Here is a 14,678-nt window from a genome sequence, read left to right as displayed (position 1 = left end):
CCTTCTGTTTAAAAGTACAATTAAACACATCTTTAAACAAAGTAATTATTGATGTATGAAATTATAAAAAGGAGCCCTCTGTTTTAATTAGTTTATTATGAGGTTTGTGGGCATACGCTTTCGCGAAAGCATATAAAGAAATGAATAATTTATTTGATAATGGTTGGAGTAGTGTATTAACCAAGTGACTTCAAAATAATAAAACAGGAGTACATAAGAGGTATCAAGATGTAATAGACATATTTAGGAGAAAAATCTAAACATGATTTTATTGAAAATACTAGAATTTACAAACTCAATTTTTTTAGATAAATAATATAGTATGGTGTGTCTAGTAATACATGATGTTTTATATGATTAATAGTCAGATTTTTAACAAAATTAGATTTTAGAGATACGTATACAAACGTCTTTTTCTATGTTAATAGTATTACTTTTTTAAGAAATATGGTGTTTTATAGCGATTAATAGGTGTCACTCATCGAAAAAATGTTACATTTTCCTTAAAAAAGATTTAGAGTATTTATCTTTTAGGTCAGCATTTTTTTGCTGATTTCACTTTTAAAATAAACCAAACATGAAAAAAATTACATTACTATTATGCTTTTTTGCCGTCGCGGCATTTGGGCAAACCCCTCTTACTCTTCAAGAGTATGTAGACTCAGGTTTACATAATGAGGCAAGAACTGTAGAAAGACCAGAAGGTTTTGTTCCTTCTGTTGAAGCTAGAGGAGCAAATGTTACTACATTTACAGATAGGACTGATTATTTAGCCAACTGTATGAATGGAGATCTTTTAACGTTAGAAGATCTTGCTGATGGACCTGGAGGGTTTTTAGCGTGTAGTGGTTCTATCTCTTCTGTGGGAGATGTTTGTTATGCTGCTGGAGAAATTCAGGAAGGTATCGAATTTACCACAAGTGGTGCAGATGTAGGTAATACAATGGTTGCCGTTGTTCCTGCAGATGGATTTACAGCAGATAATGCAGTAGGATCTATCACATTTCTTGATTTTACAATTATAAACTTTACTACAGTAGACCCTGTTACTAGCGTAGGGTTTGATTTATATTCTCTTACTGGAGGATCAAGTGTAGATATTAGAGTAATAGGAGAAGGTGGATTAATTGACACTGTAACAGCAGATGTAACTACTACTGGGCCAGTATTTGTAGGTCTTTTAGCTGCAGAGCCTATTGTAAGCTTAGAAATAGAAGATCTTACAGGAGTAAATGTTGAGCTTGTAGCTCAAGTATTATTTGGTAACTGTGCGCCATTAGCATTAAATGACGATCCAGAAACAGCAGCAAACTTGACTGTAGGATTAGTATTTGAAGATTTCCCTGTTATTGCAGACAATACTGAAGCAACAGCAACAGCAATTGATGATCCTTCTTGTGGAAACTTTACGGAGGCTGATTTATGGTATAGTGTTACAGTACCAGATAGTGGTTCTGTAAGTGTAGAATCACGAACAGATGATGATTCTATTACAGATACTGCATTAAGTATTTATGAAGGTGAAGTAGGAGCACTAGTTGAAGTAGTTTGTAATGATGATGGAGGTGTAGGTTTATTCTCATTAGCAGAAGTAGAAGGTAGAACTCCAGGAGAAGTTCTTTTTGTACGAGTATGGGAATGGAATGGAGGTTCTCTCGGAACTTTCCAGATGTCTGCATATGATACTCCTCCACCAGCAAATGATGATCCAGAAGGAGCTATTGCATTAACAGTAGGTGCCGTATTTACAGATTTTCCTGTAACAGCTTCTAATGTAAGTGCTACAGATACAGCAATTGATGATCCTTCTTGTGGAAACTATGGAGGTGCAGATGTTTGGTTTAGTGTTATTCCTCCAAGTACAGGACAATTAGTAATTGAGACTGATACTGCTGGCGGTATTACAGATACAGGAATGGCTGTATATAGTGGAGAAATAGGAGCTCTTGTTGAGATAGATTGTGATGATGATGATGGAAACGGATTATTCTCTTTAGTAGATTTAATAGATCAAGATCCTGGAGCACCACTTTACGTTCGCGTATGGGAATGGGGAGGCGGAGGCTTCGGACCTTTCCAAGTTGCGGCATATAGTGATTGTGCTGTAGATGCAATGAGTATAGAAATTACTGGAACAGGTAATACTGAAACTAGTATTTGTGTTGGAGATGATATGCCAGATCCAATAGATGTTACAGTTGTAGGAGATGGTATAGGTACAAATAGCGGATGGGTTATTACAGATAATGCAACAGGTGAAATTTTAGGATTACCTATGGCACCTCCATTTGATTTAGATGGTGTTGAGCCAGGAATCTGTGCTGTGTATTATATCCGTTATGAAGATGGACTTACAGGTCTTGATATGGGATCTAACTTAGATGGTCTTGATGGATGTTTTGACCTTTCAAATCCAATTATTATAAATAGAGATGGAGAAGGAGAAGGAGCTTGTTTAATGTGTGAGTATACATTAGAAATGAATGATTCTTTTGGTGACGGATGGAATGGAGCAATTATGGACGTACTTGTTGACGGTGTTGTTGTTCTTGATGATGTTTCATTAGATGATGATCCTAATAATAATGGAGTGCAAGGAATTCTTACATTCCCAGTAAACAGTACAGCAGATGTAACTACTGTATTTGTAGATGGAGGTGGATTCCCAGGAGAAGTTTCTTATAGAATATTAGACGCTGAAGGAGCTGAAGTAGGAGCAGGAAATGTTGATACAAATATTGAAACTGGAACACTTGAGGCAGATTGTCCTACGTGTTTTGCACCATCTGGCTTAATGGCAGATAACGTTACTGATACGTCTGCAGATTTAAGTTGGACAGATAATAATGATCCAGTAGCACCAGAATTTACTGTAGAGTGGGGTCCTATCGGATTTGACTTAGGTACTGGTACAATGGAGACTGGAATTACAACAACTTCATTTATGCTTTCTGGATTGGATCCAGGAACTGAGTATGAATATTATGTGTTTGCAAATTGTGCTGCAGATGATGTAAGTAATCCAGCTGGACCTTTAGGGTTTACAACAATGGCACCTCCAGGAGATTGTTCTTATACATTAGAAATGAATGATTCATTTGGTGATGGATGGAATGGTGCAATTATGGATGTCTTTAGAAATGGTGTTCTTGCATTAAATGATGTTTCATTAGATGATGATCCTGATAATGATGGTACTCAAGGTTCTTTACAATTTGAAATACTTCCAGGAGATGATATTACAACTGTCTTTGTAGACGGAGGTGGATTCCCAGGAGAAGTTTCTTATAGAATCTTAGATGCAAACTTTGCAGAAGTAGCAACAGGAACTGTTGATACAAATGTTGAGTCTGGAACTGTAACAGGAGATTGTCCTACGTGTTTTGCACCGTTTGATTTAGTAGCTGATAACTTTGCACCAGGATCTGTTGATCTTTCTTGGTCTATGCCAATGGCTGCTTTCGGTTACAACTGGGAGATTCAAGATGTAGGAGTTCCTCAAGGAGATCCAGGAGCAATTGCTGTTGGAAATACACTTGTAGATACTTTTGATACAGCACTTGGAGCATTTGTAGACGGTAATATGTATACATTCTATATCCAAGCAGGATGTACTGCAGATGACTTTAGTGTATATGTGTCTATAGACTTCTTATATTTCTTACCACCAGCAAATGATGATTGTGAAAATGCAATCGAAGTTGTTTGTGGAGATACTGTAACAGGAGCTACAACAAATGCAAATGACTCAGGATTTAATCCTTCAGGAGATGTATTCTATACATATGTAACTCCAGAGACTGCACAAAACGTAACGTTATCATTATGTGATGGTACAGATTATGATTCATTATTAAGAGTATTTGATGATGAGTGTAACCTTGTAAGTGAAATTGCAACAGATGATGATGGTTGTGGTACATTACAATCATTACTTACATTTACTGCTACCGTAGGAAATTCTTATACGATTATGGTAGAAGGATTTGGAGGTAGTGTTGGTAACTTCACAATGGCAGTTACTTGTGAAGAGGCATTATCAGTAGGAGACAATGAGTTAGAAGACTTTAGTTTCTATCCTAACCCAGCAGAAAATGTAATTAATTTAGATGCTAGAACAGGAATAGATACTGTAACGATGTTTAATATGTTAGGTCAGAAAGTACTTGAGCAAAAAGTAGATGGTTTAACTTCATACCAATTAAACGTAAGCACTATGGCAAAAGGTACCTACCTAATGCAAGTGACTTCAAATGGTAAAACAGGAGTACATAGAGTTATCAAGATGTAATAGACATCTTTAACTACATAAAGAAAAACCCATCACGAAAGTGATGGGTTTTTTAATATAAAAGCTTTCTAAATGATAAGAATGGATAGGTTATTTAGTAATAACTTTAACTAATGCCATAATATATCCGAGATGTAACCCTTCATGATAGTTATTAAAAGCAATAGCATCTTCAGCTTTATGTAGCGTACCTCCACTAGTACTTAATGTATATGTTTTAAATGTTGTAAAAATGTCATCGGCATAATCTTTTTCTAATTGTTTTATAGTAGAAAAAAGCAATGATCTTATTTCTGCAATTTCTTCTATAGATCTAGATCCTTCTGGTTTTGTTCCTTTTTTATAATGATCTATAATATGTGAAGGAACATGAAATTCATTTCCCGAGAGCCCATATACTAATAATTGTTGCGTAGCTATACTATGTCCTATATTCCAAAGGATATTATTATTAAATCCATCAGGGATTTCATTAAGTTGTTCTGGAGTTAATTTTTCCATTAAGTTATGGAGTAATTGTCTGTTTTTTTGACAAATATCAAAGTCGTAAAGCATCGTGTGAATTTTTTATTAAAAGTACTTCTTTTCATAATAAATGACCGAATTTTGTTACTACAAACTCAGATAACCATTTAGCTGTGAAAAAAATATACCACCTCTCTACTTGCAATACTTGTCAACGTATTATTCAGGAAATTAATCCTGATAACGAAGTACAATTACAAGATATTAAAACAGAAGCAATCACTCAAGAACAAATACAAGCTATGCACGTATTAGCAGGAAGTTATGAAGCTCTTTTTAGTAAAAGAGCGCAGTTGTATCGCCAGCGTAATTTAAGTGAACAGGAGCTCTCTGAAGACGATTACAGAAATTTAATCCTAGAGCACTACACTTTTCTAAAACGACCAGTTATGATTATAAATGATACGATCTTTATTGGCAATAGCAAAAAAGTAGTAGCACAGGCTGTAGAAGCTTTTAAAAAATAATGTATGAATAAGCGACACCTAGCTATACTTGCTGCTTTTGGTGCTAGTTTTATTTATGGTGTAAACCATACGATAGCAAAAGATTTAATGCCTACCTATATTAAGCCTTTTGGGTTTATTATGTTACGAGTTCTAGGTGCTGCTCTTTTATTCTGGATAACTAGTTTGTTTTTTCCTAAAGAGAAAATAGATCGCAAAGATTGGGTACGAATCATCTTATGTGCGTTGTTTGGGATGACCATTAATATGCTTATGTTTTTTAAAGGATTAGCATTATCTACTCCAATAAATAGTAGTGTTGTTATTACACTATCACCCGTTATCTTATTAATATTATCTGCCGTTTTTTTAAAAGAAAAGATCACATGGTTTAAAGGGTCTGGGATAGCAATAGGCTTAATAGGAGCTTTGGTTTTAATTCTTTTTGGAATAAAGACACAAGAAAATGCTCCCAATATACCTTTAGGAAACATCTTATTTATAATAAATGCAACAGCATATTCTATATACTTGATTATTGTAAAACCACTTACAGCAAAATACTCATCTATTACATTGATGAAATGGTTTTTTCTGATAGCGGTATTTACAAATTTACCAGTAGCGCTTCCAGAGTTTTTAGAAGTACAATGGACAGAACTTCCATTATCTGTGATAGGAGTGATGATTTTTGTAGTAGTAGGAACAACCTACCTCACATATTTATTTAATGTTTTTGCATTACGTACGCTTAGACCATCTACGATAGGAGTGTTTATGTACCTACAACCTTTAATAGCAACATTAGTTGCTATTATCCTAGGGGCAGATAACCTCACAGGAATACGTATTTTTGCTGCAGCATTGATTTTTCTAGGAGTTTATTTAAGCACAAAACGCAAAGAGTCGGCTATTGAGTAAATTAGAAGTAACATATTACACAACAGTACAAGAGATTCCAGACCTTGTGTTTTCTGTTTTAGAATGTGAGGATACGTTCTATTTTTCTAAAAGCTTTCTAAAGGCTTTTGAGCAAGCAAACCCTAAAATAGAGTATTGTTATCTTGTTTTTAAAGAAAATAAAGATATAACCTCCTTAGCAATCTTACAGCGTATGAGCGTTGCTTTAGATAACGCACAAGAACACCTTCCTTTCTCAAAACGCATAGCACGTTCTTTACAATGCTATATAAGTGCTCGTAAAGTAAATACAATAGTATGTGGAAATGTGTTTTTAAGTGGAAATTATGGAGTTTGTATAAAACCTGGAATACCACAAGAACCTATATACAAGAAAATTGCTCAAGAGGTTAAAATACTGCGTACAGAAGAAAAGGCATCTGTATTTTTCTTTAAGGATTTTATCGATAAGGATCTTCCTATTGTTTCTGAGATAGAGAAACACCAATTTCAGCCTTTTGCTGTAGAGCCAAACATGCGTCTTAAGATTCAGGATGATTGGGTAGATTTTGATGCATATAGAGCATCTTTAAAATCAAAATACCGTGTAAAGGTTAATAAGGCAGATAAGAAAAGCGCTCCTCTAACTGTAAAAGCTTTTGAAGCAGAAGATATTCAAAAACACCTTGAAGAATTACAACAACTCTATTGCAATATCACAGATCGAGCATTGTTTAAGACCATCGATTTAGAACTGAAAACATATCGATTATTAAAAATACGCTTTCGCGAAAGCGTACTCATAAACACCTACTGGTTTCAAGATCGTTTAGTAGGATTTGCAACTGCTTTTAAGGTAAATAATATCCTTGATGCACATTTTATAGGAATAGATTACGAGTATAATAAAGAGTTATCCATTTACCCTAGGATACTAAATGACTATGTGCGTTTAGGAATTGAATTAAAAGTCGAAGAAGTTAATTTTGGGAGAACGTCTTCAGAAATCAAAAGTACTTTTGGGGCAGTGCCTGAAAACCTTACCTGTTATGTGAGACATCGCAGAACCGTAGCAACATTATTATTTAAGCCTCTTGTTAGACAGATTAAGATGAAAGCATATAAGCAACATACTCCTTTTAAAACATAAAAGTTCATTAAAAAGAGGTGCTCTTCATAATGAACTTTCTTTTAATGCTGTTTATTCTCTATAACCAAGCATTAATAATACCTCCCATAATGGCTAAAGTTACTGTCCAGTATCCTACAGCTATCAAAACATACTTTATTGATTTGCGTTCATACAAAGCAATCGTTCCTAAGACCGGAAGAATGACAAGAAGACCTGTTATTAACCCATGAAAAGCTCCATGTTTAAATGTGAGAAAAGGATCTTGTCCATGAATTTCTCCCCCTCCGCCACCTATCAGAACTTCTGCCCACATCGAGATTGCAAGAAAACAAGCAAAGACAAAACTTAGCCCAAAAATAAGAACCATATTACCTTGCTTTACTTTTTCTTCAGTCATGCCAGATTCTTTCATCCAAGCTTTACCAAATAAAGGGCCGTACCATACAAAACCTACGACAAGTGACGATGCTGCTGCCGCAAGCAATGCAAGCCAATTAATATCAAAACCTTCCATAATTAGTATTGTTTTATTGATTAGTTATCATTAAAGTTACTAAAAAATGTGGCATATAGTAGCGCTTGTTTAACATGGGCGCTCTCGATTACTATGTTTTATGAAGTAATTTTAAATAAAATATAATAATTCAGAGACATAATTAAAACTCCGACCTTATGGAAACCAAAGAAATTACAGTATACGAAGTAAAAGGAGGGAACATTATAAAAGAATAACCTAATTAATATAATATCCCAAATTCTAAAAAAGATCACTTTTTCTAGAATTTGGGATATTTATAAAAAGTAAAGATTATAAAAACAACGTCTTTTACTACACTATATTTATTTTATTTTCACCTTGATCATTACATCTTCCTTTTTCTTTTTGTAAACCTCTACAACAAATTCGTTTTCAGCTGTCTGTACAATTCTATCTGTGTTAAATTGATACACTTCAAGATCTTCTTTCACCTCTCTTGTGTCTAGAATAGATCCCTTAGTTGTAACTCCAGTATCGTCATTAATCTTAACAGCTGTTAAAAATCCTCCCTTCCCATCTGTATGTCTTGCAGGTCGCTCATCTAGTTCTAAACCAAAGTTTTTTACATTATCTAAGAAAATAATATAATGACTGTTATTTGTGTACATGTACGTATAAGACATACCACCTACATAGGTTGAACTAGTGTCGTATACTTGTCCTATACTAGGCTTTCCCATTTGACTTTTTGGGATTTTTTTCATCCATTTTAAATTTCCAGAAACATCTATCCTTGACACTAAGATGTCCTCGTAATGATAGGTGAAATAACCACTGTTTTTAGTACGATGATAAATTTTAAAAAATTGCTCACCTACAAGAAGGAGACTTCCATCTTCAAAAAATCTAATTTCAGTCAATCTTAAATTTTCAAACTCTGCCTCGCCTTTTTCTTCTTTTTTATTATTCTTTCTTTTTGTTTTGTTTTTTTCAAACTGATTTATTAAAGCTACAGGTATCTCATATGTTTTTAGATTTTCAATCGTTCCACTTTGAGTGATAGCTATAGTAAAAAGACCATCTGCATCATTAAGATCTCTTTTATTACCTGCGGCGTAGAACCCTGCACAAATTAAAGTACCATCAAATGATTCAAAAAGAGAAATTCCATTGATAAACTTATTCTCAAGATCAATTTTTTTGGACTCTAAAGCATCAGTATCTGCTCGCATTATAAGAAGCTCCATATAATAGTTTGCTTTTTCATCCTTTTTCTTCTTTTTGTCTCTCCCACTATCATCTAAGAAAATTTTGGCTAGTAAATAACCAGTTCCACTGGCATCTACCGCAAAATCAACAAAATCCATTTTACGTTCTGTATATGGCATCTTGTACTCTTGACCCCATAATTTATTTAAATCAGTATCAAAAACCTCAGCACCCAAAATGCTATAGCTTTTTTTATCGTTTTTCTCTGTAGGCTTCCTTCTATATTGTATCAATAATTTTGACTCATCTGCAGATGTGAAAAAATCAAACTTATCAGTAACACCCACAGATCCAAAAGAAAATGGAGTAGAGACACCTGCAGTAGACGCAAAAGTACCAGCTAATCGACCATCAATGTCAATAACTCGTTTTGCTTCACCTTTAAAAGTTCCTGAAGCATAGTCAATTTCACGAACAAATAATTGCTCATGTTTCGTTTTTCTTCCTGTCCAACTTGAAAAAAAGAAATAGAATTTATCTTGCAACTGGATCATTCCTTCTATTTGCGCATTGTCAGGAAAATCTTCGTAGGTTTCTGCCGAAATGTTTGTTAAACTACCTACATCATATTTTTGAACAATAACTTTCTTTTTCCAAGGCTTAACTGCGAGTATGGTTTCTCCATCCGAAAAATATTTTTTCCGAGGAGAATCATAGACCTGATAGGGCTCACTTACTGTATAGCTGTAATCATTAGATAAACTTTTTTGAGCTTGTACATTATGACCTTGTAACATAACAATTGCCATTGTTAAGAAGAATATTCTTTTCATTTCCTGTTTATTATTTATTTACAAACTTAACATTTATGACTATAGCGATGTAGAAGTTTTATATTTATTTAAAGCCTTAGAAATGATGAATGATTGTTTTTATGATATCTGATCGTATTTCATATAATTACTAAGTTTTTGCAATATTGAAAAAATGTATTTATATGAAATTTTCTTTCACAAGATCACCTACTATTTAATTCTTATTCTTCTAAATGAACAGGAGCCTCTCCATGTGCTCGCATATCTTCTTTTGTAAGCACTTTATAATCGGGTGTTTTTGGTGCGTTTTCAAACATAGGAATTAAAGACTCCGGTAGATCGCATAATTTACGTGTTGTAAGATCTATCCACCCACCTTGCATAGTCCCTCTTGCGATATTACGTCCTTTGTGATCGTAAAAGTTATGTACAAATTTGAAAAACATACCATCAGGACTGCTTCCTCCTAATTCAAAACTTACACGAATAGGTTTTCCTTGAAAAGCCTCTTTAAAAAAGAATAACTGCTCATGAAAAACAACTGGACCAATGTTATGAATGACCATTTCTTTCTGACTTAATCCGTTTTCAATAAGAAAACCCATACGAGTATGGCTCATAAAATTTACGTAAGCGCTATTCGCTAAATGCCTATTTGCATCTATATCGCTCCATCGGACATCAAATTCTTTAAAGTACATAGTTGTTTACAGTTTTATATTTTAAAAATTCTTTAATAATATCTATTGTTTCTTGCTCTTTAAGCATATGATCTTGACCGTTTATATAGACACGATCTATGTATGGTAAGTTTTCAATTGCTGTTTTTATGGGCGCAATTGGAGCTACATTATCTGATACTTCATGTATCACTAAACATGGTTTATTTACTTTTTTAAAGAACTGTGACAAAGTTACTTCGTCAAATGGTAATTTAAGCACATTATCAATTTTTATACGTAGATTTTTTATTGCTTTATCAGAAAGAGATAGTAAATCTTTAAAGTAAAGTAAGATGGCATCAACTCCAGATGGCGCGCCCATAACTACATAAGAATCTATAGAGATGTTTTGATTTAATAAATAAGCATAACTAGTCGATAAACATCCTAGAGAGTGACATATAGCACAGTCTACCTTACCTATATAATCTACAGCTAGTTGAATGGATTCCCTATAGAGCTCTACATTGAGGTGATTTCCTTGAGAAGCTCCATGAGCTGGAGCATCTAAAGCATATATGGTATACTCGCTTATATCTAGTTGTTCTATATAAGGTTGCCATTGCTTACTATTACTTTTCCAACCGTGTAAGAATAATAGTTTTTTTGGACCTGTTCCCCAAGCATGTAATGCTACGTTTGTGCCTCTAGAAGTAGGAAGAAATGTTGTAGTACCTGTTTCAAAAAAAATAATAGTTTTTGGCTTCAAAACGGGAGGCTTAACGGTACAAAGTAACTTAAATGAGAATTCACGATTGTATTTAGGGAAAATCACAGAGGAGTTTAGATACAATCCAGTTAGCTTTAATAGTAGTTTTTCCATAAGAACATTGTAGATACCAATTGGTATCTTTAGGGTTAAATTTTTTTTAAATCAATATTTCTTTTACAAGATTTCTTAAATGTGTAATTGCGTGTGTAATAGAGGTTTTGTCTCGCTCTAATTTACTCATCATAATACCGCCTTCAAGGGTTGCTATAAAAATGGTACTGTAATAATCAATATCAATAGAAGAGATTACTTGATTGTTTTTGATACCATTGTTAAATAAGGTTTGCAGAGACACCCTTAAACGAGATAACATATTATAGGTTTGCTGTCGTAAGATAGGGTTTGCATCATCAGACTCAATCGCAGCATTTAATAAAGGACATCCTCCTTTATATAGAGGAGTATTCATATACCCATCAAAGAAAATAAAAATAGCTTCCATTTTGTCTTGAAAATTTTCAGCTACTTTGATAGAAGTACTTATCTCATTAAACATGAGTTTAGAAAGACTATGTAATGCTTGTTGTTCTAGATCTTCTTTATTTTCAAAATGACGATAAATAGCACCTTTTGTAAGTCCAGTTGCCTTGGTGATGTCAGAAAGGGAAGTTGCCTTATATCCCTGTGTATTAAAGAGATCGGCACTCTTTGTAATGATAAGTTCTTTTGTAGCTTCTGGGTTGCGCATATACAAAGATACCAATTGGTATCTTTGTATTCAAATTTTATTAATTTTAATTAAGTGCAAATAAAAACCCTCCCTATTTTAGGGAAGGTTCATTAATGCTATTGATAAAGGATTATATCTGGCTCATTCCACCATCTATTTCAAGTTCGACACCATTTACATAACTGGCATCATCACTAGCAAGAAACGCTGCTGCCCCTGCAATTTCTCTAGCTTCTCCAAAACGTTTTAAAGGAACTCCTTGTGCAAAATTTGTTCCCATTTCCTGTACTTGTTCCTCTGTCATCCCATCCATTTTACTATAAATAGGAGTGCCTATAGGACCAGGAGCAATACTATTTACGCGTATTCCTCTAGGAGCTAACTCACTTGTTAAGACACGAGCATATGAACGTAAAGCTCCTTTTGTAGCACTATATACACCAGAACCTTCAAATCCTTTTTGGTTAACGATAGAGGTGTTGAAAATAATACTAGCACCATCATTAAGATTAGGAATTGCTTCTTTCACAAGAAATGCAGGGCCTTTGATATTTGTATTAAATTGATTGTCAAAAAAGTCTTCTGTAATCTGGTCAGACGGTGCAAATTGTGCTACACCAGCATTTGCAAAAAGGACATCAATTTTTCCGTAGGTGGCAACGGCTTCTTCTATAAGACGTTTATTGTCTGAAGGACTGGACTGATCTGCAAGAACAGTTTTAAAATCTCCTTCTAGTTGTGCAGATGCTTCATTTAGTGCCTCTTGTCTTCTTCCTGAGAATACTACTTTTGCACCTTCTTTTAAAAATCGTTGTACCGTTGCAAATCCTATTCCTGAATTACCTCCTGTAATTACAGCAACTTTGTTTTCTAATTTTTTCATGAATTTTTAATATTTAGTGTTTGTTGTTCGTTTTGAAACAATCGTTCCAAAATGAATTAAATTTTTTTAATGAAGTATGATTAATGTATTATGTATGATGTTTTTAAGTGTTTTGTAATCTCTAGTAAGCATTCCTGTCATTCGCAATCCTTGAAAAGCACTAAATAGGTAATACGCATAATTTTCTGGAGTATCATTCTTATTAATTAATGCTTGTTGTTGTCCTTCTTTTATCAGGCCAGAAAATAGTTGTAAAGTTCCTTCTTCACTGTGTTTAAGAATTGCTTTTATAGGAGTATCCGTGTGCGATAGTTCTGTTTTACAATTTAAATTAAAGCACCCTTTTCCTTCAACATCTTCTAAGATTAAATGAAGTATATTTTTGAATATGTTATGTATAGCATCTAGTGGACTATCTGCGTCTTTAAGAGCATCCTTAAATAAAGATTTAGTGTCTTCTTGATATTGTTTAAAAACGGTTTCAAAAAGTGCTTCTTTATTGCCAAAAGAATTATAAAGACTACTTCTATTTAAGCCAGTAACATCTACTAGATCTTGCATAGAAGTCCCGTTGAAGCCTTTGCTCCAAAATAATTCCTTTACTTTTTCTAGGACATGTCCTCTATCAAAAACTTCGACTCTTGGCATATTATCTGAAATGATCGGTACAAATGTAATTAAAACGATCGTTTCAAAATAAAATTTTAGAAAAATTTATGATTTTGTAAGTTTTAAAAGTGTCTCAAAAAGGCTTTGATTGCTATATCTCAAATCCGTACTTTTATCACATCTAACAAGGTCATATTTTTATAATAATGCCATTACTCACATCTGGTTTTAAAACCAAAGGATTATTTAAAAACACTCATTTTTCTACAATTTACTCTGCAAAAATCAGGAGAGTATTTGGAGTGCAACAAGAACGAGAACGTTTTGAATTGTCAGATGGAGATTTTATAGATGTAGATTGGTCGTTTCCGCTTTCGCGAAAGCAAACTAATAAAGTGGCCCTTCTTTTTCATGGTCTAGAAGGTGATGCGCAGCGCACTTATATGCTAGCGATGGCAAAGTTGCTCAATAGAAATGGCTATGATGTTGCCGCTGTAAATTTTAGAGGATGTAGTGGCAGCGGGAATAAAATGTACCGTTCTTACCATAGTGGAGAGACCGAAGATATACGTTTTATAGTACAGACTATCGCTTTAAGAAATAGCTATAAAAATTTATTTTTATACGGTGTAAGTCTAGGGGGGAATGCACTTCTTAAATATTTAGGAGAAAATAAGGATATTCCTGCAAGCTTAAAAGCGGTGTCTACGATAGGAGTTCCTATAGATTTAAAAGCATCTTTAGAGCAACTTACAAACAAAGAAAATTTTGTGTACCGCACATCTTTTTTAATAGATTTAAAAAGAAAATATCGTAAAAAGATGCACTATTTTCCAGATCAAATGTCTCAAGATGCGTATAAAAAAATACACTCTCTTAAAGATTTTGATGATCTCTATACAGCGCCTGCTCATGGGTTTGAAAATGCATTGGATTATTATGTAAAAGCGAGTAGTTTTCAGTACCTCTCTAAGATCACTATTCCTACCTTTATTTTAAATGCCAAAAATGATTCTTTTTTACACGGAGACTGCTACCCATATGGGATTGCTGGCAATAATAGGTGTCTTTTTTTAGAGACTCCAAAGCATGGAGGTCATGTGGGTTTTTATCTTCCTGGAGAGTTTTATTATAATGAGCAAAAAACCTTAGAGTTTTTTGAAGAATATATGGAGTAAAACTCCTTGTTATGCCTTATATTAGAGGCTTATTTAAAAAATACGACA

Annotated in this window: 13 protein-coding genes; 5 read left to right on the top strand and 8 right to left on the bottom strand. The window is 33.8% G+C overall.

Annotated features, from left to right (window positions below):
* Positions 1–577 precede the first annotated feature (577 nt).
* On the top strand, positions 578–4,291 hold the full coding sequence (locus ABJD27_RS21375) for a T9SS type A sorting domain-containing protein (protein WP_348164377.1): 3,714 nt from the start codon (positions 578–580) through the stop codon (positions 4,289–4,291).
* A gap of 90 nt (positions 4,292–4,381) precedes the next feature.
* Here ABJD27_RS21375 and ABJD27_RS21370 read toward each other — a convergent pair whose 3' ends face one another.
* A complete protein-coding gene (locus ABJD27_RS21370; protein WP_348164374.1) occupies positions 4,382–4,846 on the bottom strand; it encodes a DinB family protein in 465 nt (154 codons plus the stop codon).
* 83 nt (positions 4,847–4,929) lie between these two features.
* On the opposite strand from ABJD27_RS21370, the gene ABJD27_RS21365 reads away from it, so the two are divergent.
* Genes ABJD27_RS21365 through ABJD27_RS21355 form a run of 3 tightly spaced genes read left to right on the top strand, consistent with a single transcriptional unit; the run spans position 4,930 to position 7,312 of the window.
* On the top strand, positions 4,930–5,283 hold the full coding sequence (locus tag ABJD27_RS21365; protein WP_348164371.1) for an ArsC/Spx/MgsR family protein: 354 nt from the start codon (positions 4,930–4,932) through the stop codon (positions 5,281–5,283).
* A gap of 3 nt (positions 5,284–5,286) precedes the next feature.
* Positions 5,287–6,183 (top strand): DMT family transporter, encoded by an 897-nt coding sequence (locus tag ABJD27_RS21360; protein ID WP_348164368.1) that lies wholly within the window; start codon positions 5,287–5,289, stop codon positions 6,181–6,183.
* Positions 6,176–7,312 (top strand): hypothetical protein, encoded by a 1,137-nt coding sequence (locus ABJD27_RS21355; protein ID WP_348164365.1) that lies wholly within the window; start codon positions 6,176–6,178, stop codon positions 7,310–7,312. Before ABJD27_RS21360 ends, ABJD27_RS21355 begins: the two co-directional genes overlap by 8 nt.
* A gap of 58 nt (positions 7,313–7,370) precedes the next feature.
* Here the strand turns inward: ABJD27_RS21355 and ABJD27_RS21350 are convergent, their stop codons facing one another.
* The 7 genes from ABJD27_RS21350 to ABJD27_RS21320 all read right to left on the bottom strand — a co-directional run bounded on the left by ABJD27_RS21350 (position 7,371) and on the right by ABJD27_RS21320 (position 13,491).
* Positions 7,371–7,808 carry a DUF1761 domain-containing protein gene (locus tag ABJD27_RS21350; protein WP_348164362.1) on the bottom strand — a complete coding sequence of 146 codons (438 nt, stop codon included), beginning with the start codon at positions 7,806–7,808 and terminating at the stop codon, positions 7,371–7,373.
* A 326-nt stretch (positions 7,809–8,134) separates the two neighbouring features.
* On the bottom strand, positions 8,135–9,814 hold the full coding sequence (locus ABJD27_RS21345) for a hypothetical protein (RefSeq protein WP_348164359.1): 1,680 nt from the start codon (positions 9,812–9,814) through the stop codon (positions 8,135–8,137).
* 203 nt (positions 9,815–10,017) lie between these two features.
* A complete protein-coding gene (locus ABJD27_RS21340) occupies positions 10,018–10,497 on the bottom strand; it encodes an acyl-CoA thioesterase (RefSeq protein WP_348164356.1) in 480 nt (159 codons plus the stop codon).
* Positions 10,487–11,341 carry an alpha/beta hydrolase gene (locus ABJD27_RS21335; RefSeq protein ID WP_348164353.1) on the bottom strand — a complete coding sequence of 285 codons (855 nt, stop codon included), beginning with the start codon at positions 11,339–11,341 and terminating at the stop codon, positions 10,487–10,489. The genes ABJD27_RS21340 and ABJD27_RS21335 overlap by 11 nt, the downstream gene beginning before the upstream one ends.
* A gap of 46 nt (positions 11,342–11,387) precedes the next feature.
* Entirely contained in the window at positions 11,388–11,978 is a 591-nt protein-coding gene (locus ABJD27_RS21330) for a TetR/AcrR family transcriptional regulator (RefSeq protein WP_348164350.1), read from the bottom strand.
* A gap of 112 nt (positions 11,979–12,090) precedes the next feature.
* A complete protein-coding gene (locus ABJD27_RS21325) occupies positions 12,091–12,843 on the bottom strand; it encodes an SDR family oxidoreductase (protein WP_348164347.1) in 753 nt (250 codons plus the stop codon).
* A gap of 66 nt (positions 12,844–12,909) precedes the next feature.
* Positions 12,910–13,491: a TetR/AcrR family transcriptional regulator gene (locus tag ABJD27_RS21320; protein WP_348164344.1), complete on the bottom strand. Its 582-nt coding sequence runs from the start codon at positions 13,489–13,491 to the stop codon at positions 12,910–12,912.
* A 167-nt stretch (positions 13,492–13,658) separates the two neighbouring features.
* Between ABJD27_RS21320 and ABJD27_RS21315 the strand changes: the two genes are divergently transcribed.
* Positions 13,659–14,630, top strand: a complete 972-nt coding sequence (locus tag ABJD27_RS21315; RefSeq protein WP_348164341.1) for an alpha/beta fold hydrolase — start codon at positions 13,659–13,661, stop codon at positions 14,628–14,630.
* Positions 14,631–14,678: the final 48 nt, after the last annotated feature.

The organism is Dokdonia sp., from assembly GCF_039945015.1.
In the GTDB taxonomy this organism is placed as follows: domain Bacteria; phylum Bacteroidota; class Bacteroidia; order Flavobacteriales; family Flavobacteriaceae; genus Dokdonia.
Note: the sequence above shows the minus strand (reverse complement) of the source record. Positions and strands in the feature narration are given on the sequence as shown.